27 protein-coding genes and 2 pseudogenes are annotated in these 17,862 nt (G+C 47.1%); 28 read left to right on the plus strand and 1 reads right to left on the minus strand.

All coding sequences use genetic code 11. The annotated features are described in order from the left end of the window. The first annotated feature begins 105 nt into the window (after positions 1-105). The 18 genes from DSM2777_RS14370 to DSM2777_RS14455 all read left to right on the plus strand — a co-directional run bounded on the left by DSM2777_RS14370 (position 106) and on the right by DSM2777_RS14455 (position 12,341). The gene (locus tag DSM2777_RS14370; RefSeq protein ID WP_061554330.1) at positions 106-441 is read left to right on the plus strand and encodes a hypothetical protein; all 336 of its coding nucleotides are present in this window, start codon (positions 106-108) and stop codon (positions 439-441) included. Positions 442-572: 131 nt separating this feature from the next. Then, a complete protein-coding gene (locus DSM2777_RS14375) occupies positions 573-1,349 on the plus strand; it encodes a hypothetical protein (protein ID WP_061554331.1) in 777 nt (258 codons plus the stop codon). 12 nt (positions 1,350-1,361) lie between these two features. Beyond that, on the plus strand, positions 1,362-2,321 hold the full coding sequence (locus tag DSM2777_RS24745) for a major capsid protein (protein WP_061554332.1): 960 nt from the start codon (positions 1,362-1,364) through the stop codon (positions 2,319-2,321). A 53-nt stretch (positions 2,322-2,374) separates the two neighbouring features. Next, positions 2,375-2,854, plus strand: a complete 480-nt coding sequence (locus DSM2777_RS24750; protein ID WP_082790885.1) for an Ig-like domain-containing protein — start codon at positions 2,375-2,377, stop codon at positions 2,852-2,854. A gap of 54 nt (positions 2,855-2,908) precedes the next feature. Beyond that, entirely contained in the window at positions 2,909-3,388 is a 480-nt protein-coding gene (locus DSM2777_RS14390) for a DnaT-like ssDNA-binding protein (protein ID WP_061554334.1), read from the plus strand. Then, entirely contained in the window at positions 3,388-3,894 is a 507-nt protein-coding gene (locus DSM2777_RS14395) for a hypothetical protein (RefSeq protein WP_061554335.1), read from the plus strand. The genes DSM2777_RS14390 and DSM2777_RS14395 overlap by 1 nt, the downstream gene beginning before the upstream one ends. A gap of 20 nt (positions 3,895-3,914) precedes the next feature. After that, the gene (locus DSM2777_RS14400; protein WP_061554336.1) at positions 3,915-4,259 is read left to right on the plus strand and encodes a hypothetical protein; all 345 of its coding nucleotides are present in this window, start codon (positions 3,915-3,917) and stop codon (positions 4,257-4,259) included. A 2-nt stretch (positions 4,260-4,261) separates the two neighbouring features. Next, complete coding sequence (locus DSM2777_RS14405; RefSeq protein WP_061554337.1) at positions 4,262-4,849, plus strand: hypothetical protein; 588 nt, start codon at positions 4,262-4,264, stop codon at positions 4,847-4,849. Next, the gene (locus DSM2777_RS14410) at positions 4,850-5,269 is read left to right on the plus strand and encodes a phage tail terminator-like protein (protein ID WP_061554338.1); all 420 of its coding nucleotides are present in this window, start codon (positions 4,850-4,852) and stop codon (positions 5,267-5,269) included. It abuts the gene before it with no gap. 7 nt (positions 5,270-5,276) lie between these two features. Then, complete coding sequence (locus tag DSM2777_RS14415) at positions 5,277-5,714, plus strand: hypothetical protein (protein ID WP_061554339.1); 438 nt, start codon at positions 5,277-5,279, stop codon at positions 5,712-5,714. A 74-nt stretch (positions 5,715-5,788) separates the two neighbouring features. Continuing rightward, positions 5,789-6,484, plus strand: a complete 696-nt coding sequence (locus DSM2777_RS14420; RefSeq protein ID WP_061554340.1) for a phage tail protein — start codon at positions 5,789-5,791, stop codon at positions 6,482-6,484. An 87-nt stretch (positions 6,485-6,571) separates the two neighbouring features. After that, positions 6,572-6,925, plus strand: coding sequence for a phage tail assembly chaperone (locus DSM2777_RS14425; RefSeq protein WP_061554341.1), 354 nt, complete (start codon positions 6,572-6,574; stop codon positions 6,923-6,925). Between the two features lie 86 nt (positions 6,926-7,011). Further along, complete coding sequence (locus DSM2777_RS14430; RefSeq protein WP_335340651.1) at positions 7,012-7,224, plus strand: DUF1799 domain-containing protein; 213 nt, start codon at positions 7,012-7,014, stop codon at positions 7,222-7,224. A 205-nt stretch (positions 7,225-7,429) separates the two neighbouring features. Continuing rightward, complete coding sequence (locus DSM2777_RS14435; protein WP_061554342.1) at positions 7,430-8,251, plus strand: KilA-N domain-containing protein; 822 nt, start codon at positions 7,430-7,432, stop codon at positions 8,249-8,251. Between the two features lie 127 nt (positions 8,252-8,378). After that, the gene (locus tag DSM2777_RS14440) at positions 8,379-10,703 is read left to right on the plus strand and encodes a phage tail length tape measure family protein (protein WP_061554343.1); all 2,325 of its coding nucleotides are present in this window, start codon (positions 8,379-8,381) and stop codon (positions 10,701-10,703) included. After that, positions 10,613-11,419, plus strand: coding sequence for a phage tail tape measure protein (locus DSM2777_RS24520; RefSeq protein ID WP_237087853.1), 807 nt, complete (start codon positions 10,613-10,615; stop codon positions 11,417-11,419). Before DSM2777_RS14440 ends, DSM2777_RS24520 begins: the two co-directional genes overlap by 91 nt. Positions 11,420-11,513: 94 nt before the next feature. Next, entirely contained in the window at positions 11,514-11,945 is a 432-nt protein-coding gene (locus DSM2777_RS14450; protein ID WP_416337902.1) for an META domain-containing protein, read from the plus strand. Between the two features lie 12 nt (positions 11,946-11,957). Beyond that, positions 11,958-12,341 carry a lipoprotein gene (locus DSM2777_RS14455; protein WP_061554346.1) on the plus strand — a complete coding sequence of 128 codons (384 nt, stop codon included), beginning with the start codon at positions 11,958-11,960 and terminating at the stop codon, positions 12,339-12,341. A 158-nt stretch (positions 12,342-12,499) separates the two neighbouring features. On the opposite strand, the pseudogene DSM2777_RS25180 reads toward DSM2777_RS14455, so the two are convergent. Further along, positions 12,500-12,641: pseudogene (locus DSM2777_RS25180) on the minus strand (Arc family DNA-binding protein); the annotation flags it as partial. Between the two features lie 117 nt (positions 12,642-12,758). Between DSM2777_RS25180 and DSM2777_RS14465 the strand changes: the two are divergent. The 10 genes and pseudogenes from DSM2777_RS14465 (at position 12,759) to DSM2777_RS14510 (ending at position 17,836) form a co-directional block, all read left to right on the plus strand. Beyond that, positions 12,759-12,932 (plus strand): Arc family DNA-binding protein, encoded by a 174-nt coding sequence (locus tag DSM2777_RS14465; RefSeq protein ID WP_061554348.1) that lies wholly within the window; start codon positions 12,759-12,761, stop codon positions 12,930-12,932. Further along, positions 12,922-13,257: a BRO-N domain-containing protein gene (locus DSM2777_RS14470; RefSeq protein WP_061554349.1), complete on the plus strand. Its 336-nt coding sequence runs from the start codon at positions 12,922-12,924 to the stop codon at positions 13,255-13,257. Before DSM2777_RS14465 ends, DSM2777_RS14470 begins: the two co-directional genes overlap by 11 nt. Next, on the plus strand, positions 13,257-13,613 hold the full coding sequence (locus tag DSM2777_RS24810; RefSeq protein WP_061554350.1) for a BRO-N domain-containing protein: 357 nt from the start codon (positions 13,257-13,259) through the stop codon (positions 13,611-13,613). Before DSM2777_RS14470 ends, DSM2777_RS24810 begins: the two co-directional genes overlap by 1 nt. Positions 13,614-13,689: 76 nt before the next feature. Next, positions 13,690-14,481, plus strand: coding sequence for an ORF6N domain-containing protein (locus DSM2777_RS14480; RefSeq protein ID WP_061554351.1), 792 nt, complete (start codon positions 13,690-13,692; stop codon positions 14,479-14,481). Positions 14,482-14,639: 158 nt separating this feature from the next. After that, a complete protein-coding gene (locus DSM2777_RS14485) occupies positions 14,640-14,936 on the plus strand; it encodes a DUF1902 domain-containing protein (protein WP_061554352.1) in 297 nt (98 codons plus the stop codon). Between the two features lie 12 nt (positions 14,937-14,948). Next, entirely contained in the window at positions 14,949-15,236 is a 288-nt protein-coding gene (locus tag DSM2777_RS14490) for a type II toxin-antitoxin system HicA family toxin (protein WP_061554353.1), read from the plus strand. 63 nt (positions 15,237-15,299) lie between these two features. After that, the gene (locus tag DSM2777_RS14495) at positions 15,300-15,641 is read left to right on the plus strand and encodes a phage tail protein (protein ID WP_061554354.1); all 342 of its coding nucleotides are present in this window, start codon (positions 15,300-15,302) and stop codon (positions 15,639-15,641) included. A 63-nt stretch (positions 15,642-15,704) separates the two neighbouring features. Further along, positions 15,705-16,460 (plus strand): phage minor tail protein L, encoded by a 756-nt coding sequence (locus DSM2777_RS14500; RefSeq protein WP_061554355.1) that lies wholly within the window; start codon positions 15,705-15,707, stop codon positions 16,458-16,460. A 4-nt stretch (positions 16,461-16,464) separates the two neighbouring features. Then, positions 16,465-17,195: pseudogene (locus tag DSM2777_RS14505) on the plus strand (C40 family peptidase). Next, on the plus strand, positions 17,195-17,836 hold the full coding sequence (locus DSM2777_RS14510) for a tail assembly protein (protein ID WP_156473626.1): 642 nt from the start codon (positions 17,195-17,197) through the stop codon (positions 17,834-17,836). Before DSM2777_RS14505 ends, DSM2777_RS14510 begins: the two are co-directional and overlap by 1 nt. Positions 17,837-17,862: the final 26 nt, after the last annotated feature.

Raw genomic sequence — 17,862 nt, forward strand, 5'->3', positions numbered from 1 at the left:
GCTACGCGGGCTGCATTAGGCGAGCGCCGCTAAAGTAATGCAACTGCATAGCTTAAAATTACGCTTTGCCATAAAGCGCACAGCGAATAATAGAGTAGGTTAAAAATGGCTAAAATTGATATTTTCGTTAAAAACCTAACGCGCAATCCCGGCGGCATGGTGCGAGGTGCCGAACTTCATTACCGGATCATGAGCGGCGAAATGGTTATTCATGAAAATGTGGTATTCGGTAAAGCCGATGAGTATCACGCGATTTACATCATTGAAGGCGTTCCCATCGATAGCCTGAAGCTTTTTTACGGAAGCAATGCAGATTATGTAACGCTATCCGCAAACGAAGTTAAGGAAAGTGCAACCCGCATAAATGAATATGTAGCCGCAATGGCCGCGCCGATTTATACGCCGATCCCATGTGAGCGCGAAGAATACCAGCCGCACTAGTTAGCGGCATTACATCGAATCTTTTAAATGGCTGCCTAGGGCGGCTTTTTTTATATCTGAAGCACGGCCCCGCCTAAAAACGGGGCTTTTTTTATGGGCGAGGCCCGCAACAACTCCCGAGGGGAATGATCATGCTTTATCGCAATTTGTTTATTAAATACTACGCAGCAGCAGGAGAAGGCGAAGGCGCCGCGGGCGGCGAAGGTGGTGGCGTTGAAATTACGCCAGAAATCCAAGCGCTAATCGATCAACAGGTGGCTACTCACGTAACCGGCTTGAAATCGAAAAATAGTGAATTACTCGGCAAGCTTAAAGAGCAAGGCGATAACTTGAAGCGTTTCGACGGCATTGATCCCGATGCGGTGCGCACTATCTTGCAGCGATTTTCCGACGACGAAGAAGCCAAGCTAATCGCCAACGGACAGATCGACGAAGTATTAAATAAACGTACAGAGCGCATGCGCACTGATTCCGATAAGCAAATCAAAGCCGCAAATGACCGCGCAGATAAAGCGGAAGCGTTTTCAAACAAATTCCGTGATCGCGTTTTAGGCGATTCAATCCGCGCAGCTGCGCTGAAGGCTGGCGCAATCCCTGATGCCGTAGACGATTTAATCCTACGCGCTAAAGGGCTTTTCCAAGTTAACGAGGAAGGCGAGGCCGTAGCCGTTGATAAGGATGGTAACCAGTTATTAGGCAAGGACGGCAAAACGCCGCTTTCGCCTTTTGAATGGGCCGAATCAATGAAAGACACGGCGCCGCATTTGTGGCCGCGCGCTGAAGGTAGCGGAGCTGGCGCACACAAAAATGGCGGTGGCAATCTGAAACGCTCTGAAATGAGCCAATCGCAGAAAAACGAATTTATTCGAACTAACGGCCAGCAGGCCTATTTACGACTTCCGAAATAAGGATTTAAAGATATGACCACTACAGTAAACAGTGATCTGATTATTTATAACGATTTGGCGCAGACTTCCTATTTAGAGCGTCGCCAAGATAACTTGGATGTTTTCAATGCGTCTTCTAATGGCGCCATCGTTTTAGATAACGAAATGATTGAGGGCGATTTCAAAAAGCGCGCTTTCTACGTTCTCGGCGGCACTATCGAACATCGTGATGTTAATTCCGTTGATAAAGTAACCAACAAGAAGATCGGAGCGGGCGAAGCCGTAGGCGTGAAGGCACCATGGAAATATGGCCCTTACGCGACGACTGAAGAAGCATTCAAGCGCCGCGGGCGTGCGCTAGATGAATTCTCTTCCGTAGTTGGCACCGATGTTGCCGATGCGACGCTGGAAGGCTTTGTGAAATATGCCATTAGCGCCGCCGTTGCAGCCATTGGCGCTAATACCGATATGGTTGTTACTGCCGACATCGCAACCGATGGTAAAAAAACGCTGACCAAAGGCATGCGTAAGTACGGCGATAAATTCGGCCGTATTAGTCTTTTTGTTATGCATTCCGCTTCCTACTTTGACATTGTTGATGAGGCGATCACTAACAAGCTTTATGAAGAAGCCGGCGTGGTAGTTTATGGCGGCCTGCCTGGTACGCTGGGTAAACCGGTTCTAGTGACCGATACCGCGCCAGTCGATGTCATCTTGGGCTTGTTGCCTAACGCTATCGCGATTACCGAGTCGCAAGCACCGGGTTTCCGCTCTTTCGACATCAACGATGAAGAGAACCTGAGCGTTGGTTACCGCGCGGAAGGCACCGTGAACATTGATATGCTTGGTTATAGCTGGAATGAAACTACCGGCGGCGCTAACCCTGATTTAACCAAGATCGGCACCGCGGATAACTGGAAGAAATACGCCAAAGACAACAAAGTAACCGCAGGCGTGATGATCAAGCTGAAGGCGGCCAGCGCGGGGGAGTAACACTATCGGCGGATAAAACATCCGTCACCGCCGATGGAACTGATAGCGCTACAATTTCCCTAACGTTTACCAAAAACGGCCAGCCAGTAAGCGGGGCGGCCGTTACTTGGAAGACGACTGCGGGAACTTTGAGCACTGAATCAGGTAAGACGGGCGCAGCAGGTGGCGCTACGACTAAATTGTCGTCTAATGCCGCCGGCGCCGCAGTAGTAACGGCAACCGTTAACGGCGTTGAAGCCACGACGGAAAGCATCACCTTTAATGCGGCTAACGTTGCAGTAACTGGTGTAACGATTGATCCGGCTACTGCTGATGTGGCGATCGGTGCGAAAGTGAAATTAGCAGCAACAGTGGCGCCTACAAACGCAACCAATAAGGCCGTTAAATTCACCACGTCTGATGCGGCTATCGCTACCGTAGATGAAGCAACCGGCGAGGTTACCGGCGTTGCAGCTGGCGCGGCCGATATTACTGTTACAACTATGGATGGCAATAAAACCGCCGTCAGTAAAGTAACGGTACCGACAGCATAACTGATGCGTTTATAAACAAGGGGCTTCGGCCCCTTTTTCTTTGCAGGGGGATTAATGCTAGTCACCGATCCAACATCACCGGATTTTAATAGCTATGCATCAGCGGATGATTTGTCCAAGTACGCCGAAGGGCGCGATCTAGAGCTGCCGGAAAAAACAGAGCCGCTACTCATTAAGGCGATGGATTATCTAACCGGCTTAAACTGGCAGGGGCAGCGCACCAAAGACGATCAGCCGTTGGCGTGGCCGCGTTCTAACGTTGTCTTTGATGGTCGTTTATATCCTAAAGACAAGATCCCGCGCGAATTGGTCACCGCACAATGCATGCTCGCAATCGAAGCCAAAGAAGGTGATTTACTGGCTTCTAACCGTGAAGCCGCTATCAAGCGCGAACGCATTGAAGGCGCTATCGATACCACTTACGCGATCGCGGATGGCGAATCTTTCAAGCCGTCTTATCCGGCCGTTGATTCGATGCTGCGCGAATTCACCACTAGCACTTTTGAGGCTAACGCCATCGCGAGGCGCGCGTAATGACTACTATCGCTTTTGACGGTAAGACGCTTGCGACTGATTCGCTCGTCACATACGACGATATGCGAGCCGGCACCATAAATAAGATTGCCAATGTTGTTGGCGGGGTACTTGCCACCGCAGGGAATCAAGAAGATGGATTATTGGTCGTGCAATGGTTCAATGCAGGGCGCAAAGAAACCCGGCCGGTTTTAACAAGTTTTGTCGGTCTATTCATTCCTAATGACGGCAGCGCACCGCAGGAATTCGGTGAAAAGCTAATCCCAATGGCTATTCCTAAATTCCCTTGGGTAGCTGGTACCGGTAAAAGCTTTGCGTTAGCTGCCATGCTGGCCGGCAAGGATGCGGTAGAAGCGGTAAGAATCGCCATTCAATTAGATATTTATTCCGGCGGGGATGTGAATTGCTATGAAATGGATAAACAGCATCACTATAGCGTGGCTACATCTTTGGATTTGGATTCATGGGCTCGCAGCGCGGCGGCTGAGTCTGGAAAAATTAACTAGCTTGCTAAGGAGTTGCGGCCATGAACTACCTGAAAGCGCAGTTAAGAGCGGCCAAGTCAATCGCGAAGAATGGGAAGAAGTTTGCCCTTTGGCGTGGTGGCGGGGTCGAAAACATAGGCGGCATCGAGGTTGAAACGCCGGAAGTAAGCCTGGCGATCACCGGAATTGTGGTGCAGTACAAATTAAACGAAATCGACGGAACGCTAATTGAATCTGGCGATTTTCAAATTATAGCCACGGCCGAAACTGAAATTAAGATAGACGATTGGATCGATGTAGACGGCCGCCGCTATCGAGTTATAGCACCTAACCCCATCAAGCCGGCTGGCGTTCTCATTTTATATAAACCACAGCTAAGGGCCTAGTCATGGCAAATAGCGATCAGTTTATGGCATCTATCAATCTATTCGTTGATGGCTCGAAAAATAAGATGGACGAAGTAGTAAGGCGAACGGGGATAAAAATTCTTGCGCGCCTTGTAGATATGTCACCCGTTGGTAATCCTGAAATATGGGCCATTAATCAGACTGCGGCCCAATATAACCGCGCGGTATACGAGGCCAACGAGGCCGCTAAGCAGGATCCGGCTAATCTGACCAAAACGGGGCGACTGAAGAAGAAAGCCCGCGTTTCGGACAGTATGGATATTAAAGCGCCGGCAGGATATACCGGCGGCCGCTTCAAGGGTAATTGGCAAATAGGAATAGATCACGAACCTAGCGGAGAAACAAACCGCGTAGACGCGGGCGGATCTACAACTATGGCAACGGGGAACATGGTTTTAGAGCAATTCAAAGTAGGCATGCGTACCATTTATTTTGTGAACAACGTTCCCTATGCCTACCGGTTAGAAGTCGAAGGCCATTCACAGCAGGCACCGGAAGGAATGATCCGCGTAACCGTGAAGGATTTTCCAAGCATTTTTCGCGAAGTTATGCAGGAGGTTAACGGCTAAATGTCAACGACACTAATCACGCAGCTTTTAGAATCAAAGTTGGCCGGCGTGGCCGCGACGCTAGGCTTAGAAATCGCGATGGAAAATATCAGTTTCAAGCCTAAAGACAGCAAAGCAATTTATCTGCGCTCGCATATCTTGCCTGCTAAAACGCTTGGCATTGATATTGCCGGCGCGCTGCAAGTCTTCCGCGGCGTGTTTCAAGTGGATGTGGTAGCGCCTGCGGGCTCAGGCAAGACGAAAGCGGGAGAGGTGGCAGATAGTATCCTGAAAGCCTTTCCGGCCGGCTTGGAGCTAACCAGCGGCGAATTTACCGCATACATTGAATCGGTACCGTATCGAATGCGGCCGCTTCCTAGTGATACCCGTTATTTAATCCCCGTTAATATCGATTATCGGGCCGACACCGTTACAGGATGAAATAATCATGGCAGAAATTAAAATCAAAATTGATAGCAGCGATATTGACGCGGCGATCGCTAAGGTTTCGCATCTTCTCGAACTGGTTGAACGCCTGCCAGCTGGCTTGCTGGGTACTGGTACCGAATCGAAAGAGGTGCAATCCGAATCAGTGAAGGTTTTCATTAATGAAGCGTTTATCAATAAGAAGGCTGTTACAGCTGCCAACGTTAGCGAAGTTATCGAAAACGCGATCGCCAATAGTAAGGAATTTGAAAAGCCGAAAAATGGCGAGCCCGTCTACTATGCCCCCGCTTTCACTATTGAACAGGCGCCTTATGCTGAGGACTTGCCATTAGGGCAAAAGCAATTATCCAACGGAGATATCAATGCATTAATTCGCACTGGTATTTCAACGGCCTTACGCCCCGGCGGTTCTATCTGGCAAGCATTAAACGGTAGATAACATTCCGCACCAAGCAAAACCAAACACACCGCCATTAGGGCGGTTTTTTTATACCTAAAATTGGAGTATTCCCTATGGGCTTTGCATTGCCTAACGGCTCGCATGTTTATCTTGCTAAAACATATGCGGAAGCCGAAACCGTCACCGCAGCAACCAACGCGGCCGAAACTGTTTTCACTACTGCCGAAGCAACCAAGGCAAAAGCCGGCGATATTATTCACATCCGCTCGGCGTGGCCTGGTCTTGATGAGGTTATCGCGCGAGTTAAAGAAGCCTCTGAATCCTCTGTAACGCTCGAAGATATTAATACGTTGAACACCGGCGATTTTGCCGCTGGTGGCGGCGCAGGTAGCTTCCGAGTCATTAAGTCATGGGAGGAAATGTCTCAAATTACTGAAGTGGCTAGCTCAGGTGGTGAACAGCAGAGCATACAGCTTCAGTTCTTATCCGATACAACGCAGCGCAACGTAAACACGTTCAAAACTGCCCGCGTCCAAACATACACAATTGCCCATGATTCAAGCCTTCCGTTTTATGACCTATTGCGACAAGCGGATAGCTCGCAAGACACCTTAGCCGCTTACATGTTTGTACCGAAGGCAAAAGAGAATCGCTACTGGTCTGCTAAGGCATCCTTTAACGATATTCCTAATACTGCGGTGAACACGGTTGAAACGGTCACGGCAACGCTAAACCTTCAATCTGGTTTGACTGCCTATAAACAGGCTAGCGCTACTGCGCCAGCGAGCGCCGCCGCACCAAAAAAATAACAATGTTTATTTAATGCCAATAGCCCGCACTGACGGGCTATTCCTTCCGATATCCGAAATAATTTAATTCAATAGGAAACAATTTTCATGGCTAAAAAAGTCTGCTTCAACCCTAACCCTACCTTCTCCATTCCAGTGATGATTCCCCGTGCTGGAGATGATGATGGCGAACTGATCATTACATTCAAGAATAAACAACGCGCAGAGCTTGAATCCTTAGAAAAAGCGCTAAGCGAAAAGCTCGCCGTGCAACGTGAAGAGAATAAATTTACCAATGAGCCCACCGCGGATTATTTGATGGAAATTTGCCAAGGCTGGGAACTGCCGGAAGAGTTCAATCGCGATAATGTGATCACCCTTTTGGAAAACTACGCGCGCGCGTTTGATTCTATTTCCAGTGCCTACACCCGCGAAATGATGGCGATCCGCGAAAAAAACTAATAGCGCTTGCCGAGGCATTCTATACGCCTGAAATCCCCATAAATAACGCCTTTGGCTTTAGCCCCGATGATTACGATGATGAAATCGTGGAAATCTGGCCGGATATTGCACCCGCCTTTAACGTGTTCATATGCATGGCTACGCAATGGCGAACCGGCATGAATGGCGTTAGCGGCTTGGATTATAACTGCCTGCCGTGGCTTATGAAGGTGAAAGGCGTAGAGGATGAGGCAAGCGCGTTTAGTGATCTTAGAGTTATGGAAGCCGCCGCACTTCGGTTACTTCATAAAAACACCTGATTTAGCCCTGAAGAAACCAGACAAAAAACAATAAGGCCTCACTTCAGTGAGGTTTTTTATATGCATTTCCTGCGCATTCGCGTGCGCATATCCCAATGAGAGCTTTCCGTAGTGTGAGTCTGAGATAGGGCGGTGGATTTCATCGTTCCGCTCTCGGCCGCCCATATCTACGCGAACAGGCTCGCACCACAGAAAGGTAAATACGATGAGCGATGTTATCCCTTTAAATTATGACGGTCTCCGCATTCGCTTCAATGATGAGGGCTGGATTAACGCTACTGATGTGGCGGAAAAATTTAATAAAGAGCCAACCGCATGGCTTAGGCAGATCGACGCACTTGAATACATGTCTGCATTGAGTAAGAAGTTATTTGGTAAATCTGGCTTTCTGACAGAAATTAATGAAATCAGAGAGTTAGATACATCTTCTGCTTCGGCAAGGGCAAAGGTTCTGAGGCTAGTAAAGAGTAGTGGTCTAGTAAGTACCAAGACTGGACCTCAGGGTGGAACATGGATTCATCCAAAGTTAGCGATACGGTTCGCACGGTGGCTTTCAGTAGATTTTGAAATTTGGTGTGACGAGCAAATTGACTTAATCATTCGTGGGCAGGTAATTAGCTACACCGACAAGCAAATTATTGAACTCCTTACCCATCAAGAGGCAACTACATGGGAGAAGAGGTTTAAAGCTCCATTCTATTCAGCACTATCCAAATTAACGCGGCTTCCATATAACGGTCACATTGGCGGATGCCCTGCATTATTTGGGAAAATTACCGCTGATTGGGTGTATGGGGTAGCGCTCCCAGATGTTGTTTACGACTCTGTGAAAGGTAAAACAAACGGCCGAGAGAAAATTCACCAATTCCTTAAGCCTGAATTATTGGCCGCAGTAGAGTATCAACTGATGTCGGTGACGGCTCTTGCAAGTGGCTGTGTAGACTACAAAGATTTTGAGGCCAGATGTACCGCAGCATATGGGGTGAAAGGGCAACTTAAGCTTATTTATCCATCGTCAGCGGCATGACTCATTTAAATCTAAAAATCCAAGATGGAACGCTAATTTCACCATGGCGCTTAACCTGTTTACAAAATTAACAAGGCCTCACCTAAGTGAGGTCTTTTTTATAGGATAAATAAATTGTGAGGGCTATATGGCCGATGAAATTGGCAAGATTTCACTAGTAGCAGATACCAGTAGCCTAGAACGTGCTACCAACGAATTAGATAAATTCGCAGCTTCCGGCAATAAAGCGGCAACGGCAGCCGATAGCCTGAATGATTCAAACGCGCAAACATCGGCAAAAATAAAAGATGTAAACGCCGCGTTTGCAGCCGGTGCCGCAGTGAGAGAGCAAACCCGCCGATCTTACGAAGGAACAACGAAAGAGCTTCAAGGTTTACAGCGCGAGTTAGTCGCTATTCGTGGGCGGGTTGATCCGGTTGGCGTGGCATTCGACAACTTGGCGGCAATGTCAGACAAACTACGCGAAGGCTTGCGACAAAAGCTTATCGACCCGTCAGATTACGCCGCCAGTGTTAAAGGTATCGATAACCTAACATCAGCTTTAGAGCGATCAGTTTATGAGAGCTCAGCCGCAGGGAAAGCCGCCAAGGAAGCTGCGCAGGCTGATAAAGTCGCCACCGTGGCGAAAGAATCTTTTATTAGTCGATTGCGTGAACAAGCCGAAACGCAAGGAAAAACCAATTCCGAAATTATGGCCTATCGTGCCGCGCAGCTGGGCGCCACGAAAGAAGCCGCACCATTCATTGCAAGCCTTAAGCAGCAAGAGGACGCTTGGAAGAAAGGCACCATCTCGGCAGGACAATACCGCCAAGCAATGCGCCAACTCCCTATGCAGATAACCGACGTTGTAACGTCACTCGCATCTGGTATGCCTATCTATATGGTAGCTATACAGCAGGGTGGGCAGATTAAAGATTCTTTCGGCGGTATGGGTAATGCAGCCAAGGCTCTTATCTCTCAGTTAACACCAATGCGATTATTGGTGGGTGGGCTTGCAACTGGCGCCGTAGCATTGGCTACAGCCTACTACCAAGGCTCACAAGAAAGCCAAGAGTTCAATAAACAGCTAATCCTAACCGGAAACTATGCTGGCGTGACAACTGATCGCCTTAATGAAATGGCTAAAACGATAGCCAAATCAGGCGGAACGCAGGGCGCAGCAGCGGCGGCACTGGCTAAGGTTGCTGGTTCAGGTGCTTTCAGTTCGTCCCAGCTCGAGAGCGTTACGCGTGCAGCGCTGGCGATGGAGAAAGCCACTGGCCAATCAGTAGACGCCACGATCGAGAACTTCAAACGTTTGAAAGAAGATCCGCTTCGCGCTGCTCAAGATTTAGACAAACAATTACATTTTCTGACAGCAGCGCAGTTAGAGCAAATATCTTCACTAACTGAAGTCGGTAACATAACGCAAGCTGCACGTATCGCGATGGATGCATATTCAGATGCAATTCAAAATCGCTCAAGTGATGTTGTCGAGAACTTGGGGTTCATCGAAAGCGCGTGGAAGAATATTGGTGATGCGGCCGCATATGCTTGGGATACCGCAAAAAGAGTTGGAAGGGACTCAACGTTAGAAGAACAACTACAACGGTTACAATCAATAAGGCCAGCGGGAATCAATACTACCAGCATTGACGCTGAAATCGCCGCCGTTAAAGAAAAGATATATCAGCGTGATAGAAAGGCTGCTGGCGATAAAGCCGAAAAGGTTGAACAAGACCGGCAAAAGCGAGAGCTTTTAGCTACACAGGCCCTAAATAAGCAATACGAAACTGAGAAAGAAAAGCACCTACGGACAATAAGAGAAATAGAGAATGGCTTTGCAACAAAGGAAGCTAAAGACACCGCAATAGCACGAGAAAATGAAAAGTTCGCTGAATCCCAAGCGCGTGAGACTAAAAAGCCAGCGGCAGCAAAGACCATCACAGATGATGCCGCTACAAAGGAATTAGCGGCTAGCCAACAGCGTCTAGCTGTTTTACGTGGGCAGTCTGAAGCTACTGACAAAATGACACAGCAAGAAAGCCGCTTGCTTGAATTTAATCAGCAGATTGCAGACCTGAAAAATAAATCCATTCTAACCGCCGATCAAAAGTCTTTGCTTTCGCGTGAAAGCGAAATCCGCGCAAGCCTTCAGCTTGAAGCAAATATCGCCAAGGAGAACGCGCAGCGCGATAAAGCCGTAAAGGCTATGAAGACGATGAGCGATTACGCTAAAGAGATTGAAGAGCGTAATAAGCAAGCGGAGAAGAGTTTCGGGAAAACCACGAAGGGAACGCAGCGTGAAGCGCAAGAATCGCAGCTAAAGAAGACCTACAACAAATCACTAGAAGGCATTACCGATCCGGCTCAGCTAGAAAAATCACAGCCGAATATAACAAAGCCAAAGAGGAACTATATAAGGGATTTAGTGAGGCCGATGCTCGTGATCTGGACTTTGTTGGCGGGTTAAATCTCGGCATCGCCCAGTTTGCCGAAAATGCTCTTAATGTATTTCAGTCAACTGCACAGATAGGCCAAACCACAATGCAGGGCCTTTCAGACATGGCGACTGAAATGGCAACGACCGGCAGGGCAAATATTAAGGAGTTTGGAACATCAATCCTTAAGATGATTTTGCAGGTTATAAACCAGATGCTGGTGGCTTACGCGGTTCAGGCGGCGCTTGGATGGGCTGGCATGGGTTCCGCTTCAAAGGGGGCTGGCAATAATCCTGGCTCGGTTCCGATGGGGCTTAAATCTCTATCTAGTCACGCAGTGGGTGGATATACGGGTGATGGTGATAAGTATGAACCAGCCGGAATTGTGCATCGTGGTGAGTTTGTTTTTACAAAAGAATCAACCAGCCGGATCGGGACGGATAATCTTTATGCATTAATGCGCGGCTACGCAAATGGCGGGGCAGTTGGTGGCCCATCAATGAGTCGCGCCCCTATGTTTGGCTTAACTGGCGGCTCTGGTGCTGGTGGCGTTGCCGTTGATTTAAGCGGTATGAATATTGTCGTTCAAGGTCAGCAACAGCAACAGAACGGTAGCCCTCAGCAAAATCAGGCCATTAGCCAAGCAGCAAAAAATGAAGTGATAGCGATTGTCTCTCAGCAGCTAGATAGGGCTTTGGGTCAGTCAGGTCGCATAACAACCGCAATACAAAAAAAGGTAGGTCGATAGGCTGTTTTCTGCGTCACAAAATAAAATACAGATCAATTACTTCAATGAATAGTGGTGATAGGATGTCGCCACTTTTTAGCAAGGAATGGTAAACGTGAAAAAATCAATTGCATTAATCCTAGTTTCCGTATCACTAATGCTCTCTGGGTGCGCATCCATTGTTGGTGATAATGCGCAAAGCATAAATGTTAATAGTGATCCAAGCGGGGCGAATTTTGTAATTAAGGATGATAACGGAAAGGCTGTAAGCCAAGGAACTACCCCAGCTAGCATTTCATTGCAAAAATCAGATGGTAGTTATTTTGGCAAGAAACAATACAACATTACTTTCTCAAAAGATGGTTATTCACCAGTAACACTGCCGATAAAATCAAATGCTAATGGCTGGTATATTGCTGGTAACTTATTATTTGGTGGCTTGATAGGATGGTTTGCTGTCGATCCGTTTAATGGCGGAATGTATACGCTTAACCCAAAAGAGACAAACGCCATATTGGCTACAAAGCCTAACCCTATCGTGCAATAGGAATAATAAAAAATGAAAAAAATAATATTTTTGCTTGTCGGGGCGCTTTTGCTAAGTGGCTGCATGGCTACTCCTTCATTAACAGAAACCACCTCTGCGAATTATGGTCAATTACCAAGTGATTATAAAGAGATGATACAAAATGATATTAGCTACGCACTTAAAGATCCAGATTCAGCAAAATACGAATTCGGTGAGCCTAGAAAGGCTTATTTGCAAGGTGGGATAGCGGAAAATTTTAAAATGTATTACGGTTGGGTGATCCCTGTCTCAGTAAATGCAAAAAATAGTTATGGTGGTTATACTGGATTTAAAAAACGCTATTACATGTTTAGCAATGGGCAAATATTTGATGCAACGCTAAAATTTAATTCAGGATATGCAAAACCGATTTAATTAGTAACAGTTATAAAAAATATTAGTTACTACAGATAAATATAAGCCCACTTAGGTGGGCTTTTTGTTGCCTAAAACCTCTTCAGCCACTCTATCTAGTATCATTTTTATCTTTTCCATATCTAGCTGATCTTTATCGATTGTATCCTTACCAGAAATGGCGTCTTGAAGTATCTGGACTATCTCCGAGTTCATCGATCTGCCATTTTGCTTGGCTCTTTCTGCTATGTCATCACGTAATCCATCAGGCATCCTGACAGTAAATCTTTCAACAAAAGCTGGGTTTTCTTTATCGGTCATTTTCTTCAGCCATAATTATTTGTGCAAAATACAGTAGCATCATATTGACATCATCCACAATGACATCATAATGGTGTCAGGCATCAAAATGATGTCACACATAAAAGGAGAGGGTAAATGCAAGATGTACTTTATACCGGACGCAAGAACGATAGTTTCCAGCTTCGCTTGCCTGAACGCATGAAAGAAGAGATTCGCCGCATGGCAGAGATGGATGGTATTTCAATTAACTCTGCGATTGTGCAGCGCTTGGCTCGTTGCCTGAGAGAGGAGAGGGCGAATGGTCAGTAAAAATGGCGAAACCCCGCAGCGCGCTAACACAAACGGGGTTTCTAAGTCAGTAACCGTATGCAAGGAAACCAACATGAACAGCATACAGAACAAAGAATTAACTTTCCACAATACCAACTTCTCCTACATGGAGATGGCAGGGCAAATCTGGCTGACAGCCGCAGAAGTTGGTGAAGCGCTTGGGTACTCTGATGATAAAGCAATCCATCGTCTTTATCGCAAACATGCAGATGAATTTACAGTTAATATGACAGGGGTGGTTAAAGTGACCACCCCCGGTGGAGTACAGGATTCTAGGGTTTCTCACTTCGGGGCGCACATCTAATGGGGATGTTTTCACGCACCACGGTTGCCAAGGAGTTCCGCCGCTGGGTACTGGATATTCTGGATCGCGAAGTGGCGCAGGGGAACGTTAATCCTATCTTTAATTATGGAATGGATTTCTTTGATAAGTATCGCTGGATAGTTGGCGACAAGGCATTGAATGCGCCTTGGTTCTATTCACCAGAGATGCTTACAACAAACGGAGATTACCCGAACCCATGCGGGCGACTGCTGGCAGATATGAAGAATGCAGGTTACTCGGTTGAAGCGGCTATCTTCCAGCTAAAAGCATTGCAGCACCATTTGTGTCTTTGCTTACGCAAGATAGATCGAGTTCAACAAGCGGTAACACACTGATTTATGCGGAGACGCATAAAGAAAAACCGCCAGTGTGGAGCTGGCGGCTTACATCAACTAATGATTGGAGTCTTATATGCAACAATCAACATCAACTGCTGTAAATGTAGCAAACTATTTACCCTCTGTCGATCCTGATACTTTTCCAGTAATTGAATGGAATGGGGTTCGGGTGGTTACTACTGAGACACTGGCTGCCGGCTACGGTACAGACGAAGTAAATATCCGCAACAACCTATCTAGAAACCTCGATCGCTTCGGAGATGGTAAGCATTATTTCCTTTTAACTGGATCAGAGTTGAAGGAATTCAAGAACAGAGTAACTGACGGTTACTCTGTTGGTAAGCGAGCTAGGTCAATCACGCTGTGGACAGAGAAGGGCGCAGCGCGTATGTCAAAAATTATCGATACGGATGAAGCGTGGTGCTTCTTCGAGCGCTTGGAGGATTCGTATTTCAGACCAGCGCCCATATCAGGAATTCCGCTTACTTATGAGGAAGCTCTGGAAGATTTGCTAGCAAAGGTGAAAGAGAATCGCATTATCACTGAGCAGCGTGATCGAGCTGTAAAAGAAAAACGCTGGATTTCTGAGAAGCGTGAAGTTACCGCAATGACAACGGCATCTATCGCAGTTCGTGAGAGGAATAATCTAGCAGAGAGACTTGGTGAAGGTAAAAATTATGCGGCTATCATCCCAGTAGAGAAGAAACTGGGCAAGAAGTTCAAATGGCAGCCACTTCGTAGGTGGTGTCGTGAGAACGAGGTCACGCCGCATGATGTATACGACCCTAGATTTGGATCCGTTAAGTCGTGGCCTCGAGCCGCTTGGTTAGCGGTGTACGATGTGGATTTACGCAAGATTTTTTAATCGGCGGAAAAGTCCGCCAATGAAGAATTTAACCCGCTAAGTGCGGGTTTTTCTTAAATCCCACAGCGAATACCGCGTCAAATACAGTAATACTTGTAGTAATGGTATAGCCTTGGTTATACTCTTTACGTAAACCAAAGGTTAATTATGGAGATTGTATGAAGTACTTACGTTGCATGGCGTACCGTCAGGATGGCGTCTATGTTGCTGTTTGCTTAGATCTCTCCCTTGCCGCTCAAGCGGATACAATTCAAGAGGCGATGAGCAAGCTCGAGTCGCAAATCACTGACTTTGTAGAAGAGGCTATTTCAGAGCCCGAATTCACTATCGACCTACTGAACAAGAGAAAAGCACCAGTTTCACTATGGGTGAAATACTTTTCTGTATGGTTCCGAATGTTCTTTTCTCAAAAGAATGGGAAATTGTTCAATGAACCATGCAACATTCCATCTTAGTGGCTCACTACTATGTTTTTTGTAAAGAAACTCACGCCACTAAAATATGATGAAGTAATTTATGGATTAAGGTTGCTTGGCTTTGAGATGAAACCCAAAAAGGGAACATCTCATGAGCAATGGGTTGCGGTAAAAGAAAGAAAAAAATATGTAGTCACAGTCGACAAGCACCACTCACCCTTCTCAAGGGATCTGATAAAGTCGATGGCAAATCAATCTGGTGTTAACGCTAGAAAATTCCACGCCCTATGCCGAGGTGATGCAACACTTAGCGAGCTAGGCTTAGAAGCAAGCGAATAGATTTAAATGCTAATTCCCATAAACCTGCCTCGTGCGGGTTTTTTTACGACTGGAGAACGTCAAATGGCCTTAGAAACATTCACATGGCGAACGCAGGGACAGCCGGAAGGCTCTTTTAGTCAGCGCGTTAGAACGGTCAAGTTTGGCGATGGTTACGAGCAAGTAGCCGCCGATGGTATTAACCCAGAGCAACAAAGCTGGCCTTTAAGCTTCAGTGGCTTAGAAAGTGAAATGCTCCCGATCCTTTCCTTCGTTCGGCGCCATGTGATTAAGTCCTTTATCTGGACGCCGCCATATGGCAAACAGGGGTTATATCGCATTGCTAGTGACTCTATCAGGGCAACGCCAGTGGGCGGCAAAACAATGACGGTATCGGCTACATTCGAACAATCATACGCGCCGTAAAGCGCATCAATCGATCACAAAACAAAGGGCTATCTTCGGATAGCCTTTTTTTATGGGGTAATCATGGAAATTACTAGCGACGTTCAAAAGCTTGAACCAGGTAACCGCATTCGACTTATTGAAGTTGATGGCGAAGCATTCAACGCAGGGATCCTGCGCTTTCATAATGACACTATTCCCCATACACCGGAGGAAATCGCGGCAGCCGGCGGGGACGAGTCGAAATTAAAAGCGAAGTCGATATGGTGGCAAGGTAAAGAATATGGCGCGTGGCCGTGTGAGCTTTCCGGCCTTTCATATTCAACAGATGGAACAGCGGCAGAGCCTAAATTAACAGTAGCAAACTTAGACGGCACGATCGGCGCTATGTGCATTGCTTATCAAGATATGGTTCAAGCGAAAGTGACCGTTCACGAAACATTCAAACATTATTTAGATGCGCGCAATTTTCCAGAAGGTAATCCCGAAGCCGATCCAGAACAAGAATTTACGCAGGTTTTCTTCATCGATAGCCGAAGCGGTGAAAACGACGAACAAGTCGAATTTACGTTAAATAGCCCGATCGACTTACAAGGCCTGCGCATTCCTACCCGACAAATTCACTCGCTTTGCCAATGGGCCATGAATAACGAATACCGCACCGGTATTGGCTGCTCATATGCGGGACAAAACGGCATGTTTACCATGGACGATAAACCAACGGACGATCCCAGCCAAGATGCATGCTCAGGTTGTTTATCATCTTGTAAATTACGTTTTGGAGAAATGGCCGAATTAGATTTCGGTGGTTTTCCTGGTAGCTCTTTGATTCGGAGATAGACCAATGCAAGATAAAACGTTAGCGGCCATCATGGCCCACGCCAAACAGGCTTACCCGCTGGAGTGCTGCGGCGTAGTTGCCCAAAAATCCCGCGTAGAGCGTTATTTTCCTTGCCGCAATATCCTTCCATCGAATGAGAAAAAAAAGAAGGCCCCGAATACGGATTCATTCTGGCGCCGGAGGACTACGCCACGGCCGAAGATTGGGGAACAGTTACCGCTATTGTGCATAGCCATCCTGACGCCACCACGCAAGCATCGGAACGCGACAAAAATCTATGTGATGAAACAAAGTTGCCATGGGTTATAGCGTCATGGCCGGAAGGCGATATAAGAACGATTTACCCGCGCGGAGATCGGCCGCTCGTTGGCCGGCAATTCGATTTGGGCCATGCTGATTGCTGGTCTTTAATTCGCGATTACTTCCGCATGAATCATGAGATTGAATTGCCTAATTACAGCGTAGAGCATCATTGGTGGGAAGACGGACACGATGAAAACTTTTATCACGATTGTTGGTTTGAATGCGGCTTTCGTGAATTTGAAGGGCCGACGCGCGAAGGCGATATGGTCATGATGCAGGTACAGGCCGATAAATGGAACCATGCCGGCATTCTGGTTGAAAATGGGATGCTGTTACATCACTTATACGGCCAATTAAGCCAGCGCGTACCGTATGGCGGTTATTGGGTTGATCGCACAATGAAAGTGGTTAGATATAAGGATCTGATGTGATGAGCCAATTAAACGAAGGGCTAAAAACTATCCGACTTTACGGCGTGTTGGGTACCACGTTTGGCCGAGTACATCGGCTTGCGGTCAGAACGCCAAAAGAAGCCGTGAAGGCGCTATCAGTCGTTATCCCAGGCTTTGAAGCTTTCATGAATTCTTCTACCCAGCGCGGCATTGAATATGCCGTTTTTAAAGGAAAGAAAAATATCGGCGAAAGCGAATTAACTGATAATTCAGGAAGTCTAGAAATTCGCATCGCCCCAATTATTATTGGCAGCAAACGCGGCGGCATTTTTCAAACAGTTTTAGGCGTTGCTTTAATTGCCGTAGCTGGCTTTATGACGAGTGGCGCCGCAGTTGGCTTGCTTGGTTCTGCCGGCTTTGCCATTTCTGGCGCATGGGGTACCGCGGCGCTAGTAGGTGCGTCAATGGCAATCGGCGGCGTTATGCAGATGATAGCACCACAACCAACGGGCCTTTCAATGCGTGAGAGCCCAGATAATAAACCGTCTTACGCCTTCGGCGGGCCAGTGAATACCACGACGCAAGGCAATCCCGTTGGCGTCCTTTATACGCAAGACAATAACCGCGAAATAGGCGGTGCCATCGCTTCGGCAGGCATTTACGCTGAAGATCAGCAATAGCGTTAAAAGAATCAAATAGGCTGCCT

It is taken from the genome of Obesumbacterium proteus (genome assembly GCF_001586165.1).
Lineage (GTDB): Bacteria > Pseudomonadota > Gammaproteobacteria > Enterobacterales > Enterobacteriaceae > Hafnia > Hafnia protea.

Excerpts from the sequence above, each read along its gene's own strand:
- DSM2777_RS14370 (WP_061554330.1), top strand. The coding sequence starts at position 106 with ATGGCTAAAATTGATATTTTCGTTAAAAACCTAACGCGCAATCCCGGC.
- DSM2777_RS14375 (WP_061554331.1), top strand. The coding sequence starts at position 573 with ATGCTTTATCGCAATTTGTTTATTAAATACTACGCAGCAGCAGGAGAA.
- DSM2777_RS24745 (WP_061554332.1), top strand. The coding sequence starts at position 1,362 with ATGACCACTACAGTAAACAGTGATCTGATTATTTATAACGATTTGGCG.
- DSM2777_RS14390 (WP_061554334.1), top strand. The coding sequence starts at position 2,909 with ATGCTAGTCACCGATCCAACATCACCGGATTTTAATAGCTATGCATCA.
- DSM2777_RS14395 (WP_061554335.1), top strand. The coding sequence starts at position 3,388 with ATGACTACTATCGCTTTTGACGGTAAGACGCTTGCGACTGATTCGCTC.
- DSM2777_RS14400 (WP_061554336.1), top strand. The coding sequence starts at position 3,915 with ATGAACTACCTGAAAGCGCAGTTAAGAGCGGCCAAGTCAATCGCGAAG.
- DSM2777_RS14405 (WP_061554337.1), top strand. The coding sequence starts at position 4,262 with ATGGCAAATAGCGATCAGTTTATGGCATCTATCAATCTATTCGTTGAT.
- DSM2777_RS14410 (WP_061554338.1), top strand. The coding sequence starts at position 4,850 with ATGTCAACGACACTAATCACGCAGCTTTTAGAATCAAAGTTGGCCGGC.
- DSM2777_RS14415 (WP_061554339.1), top strand. The coding sequence starts at position 5,277 with ATGGCAGAAATTAAAATCAAAATTGATAGCAGCGATATTGACGCGGCG.
- DSM2777_RS14420 (WP_061554340.1), top strand. The coding sequence starts at position 5,789 with ATGGGCTTTGCATTGCCTAACGGCTCGCATGTTTATCTTGCTAAAACA.
- DSM2777_RS14425 (WP_061554341.1), top strand. The coding sequence starts at position 6,572 with ATGGCTAAAAAAGTCTGCTTCAACCCTAACCCTACCTTCTCCATTCCA.
- DSM2777_RS14435 (WP_061554342.1), top strand. The coding sequence starts at position 7,430 with ATGAGCGATGTTATCCCTTTAAATTATGACGGTCTCCGCATTCGCTTC.
- DSM2777_RS14440 (WP_061554343.1), top strand. The coding sequence starts at position 8,379 with ATGGCCGATGAAATTGGCAAGATTTCACTAGTAGCAGATACCAGTAGC.
- DSM2777_RS14455 (WP_061554346.1), top strand. The coding sequence starts at position 11,958 with ATGAAAAAAATAATATTTTTGCTTGTCGGGGCGCTTTTGCTAAGTGGC.
- DSM2777_RS14465 (WP_061554348.1), top strand. The coding sequence starts at position 12,759 with ATGCAAGATGTACTTTATACCGGACGCAAGAACGATAGTTTCCAGCTT.
- DSM2777_RS14470 (WP_061554349.1), top strand. The coding sequence starts at position 12,922 with ATGGTCAGTAAAAATGGCGAAACCCCGCAGCGCGCTAACACAAACGGG.
- DSM2777_RS24810 (WP_061554350.1), top strand. The coding sequence starts at position 13,257 with ATGGGGATGTTTTCACGCACCACGGTTGCCAAGGAGTTCCGCCGCTGG.
- DSM2777_RS14480 (WP_061554351.1), top strand. The coding sequence starts at position 13,690 with ATGCAACAATCAACATCAACTGCTGTAAATGTAGCAAACTATTTACCC.
- DSM2777_RS14485 (WP_061554352.1), top strand. The coding sequence starts at position 14,640 with ATGAAGTACTTACGTTGCATGGCGTACCGTCAGGATGGCGTCTATGTT.
- DSM2777_RS14490 (WP_061554353.1), top strand. The coding sequence starts at position 14,949 with ATGTTTTTTGTAAAGAAACTCACGCCACTAAAATATGATGAAGTAATT.
- DSM2777_RS14495 (WP_061554354.1), top strand. The coding sequence starts at position 15,300 with ATGGCCTTAGAAACATTCACATGGCGAACGCAGGGACAGCCGGAAGGC.
- DSM2777_RS14500 (WP_061554355.1), top strand. The coding sequence starts at position 15,705 with ATGGAAATTACTAGCGACGTTCAAAAGCTTGAACCAGGTAACCGCATT.
- DSM2777_RS14510 (WP_156473626.1), top strand. The coding sequence starts at position 17,195 with ATGAGCCAATTAAACGAAGGGCTAAAAACTATCCGACTTTACGGCGTG.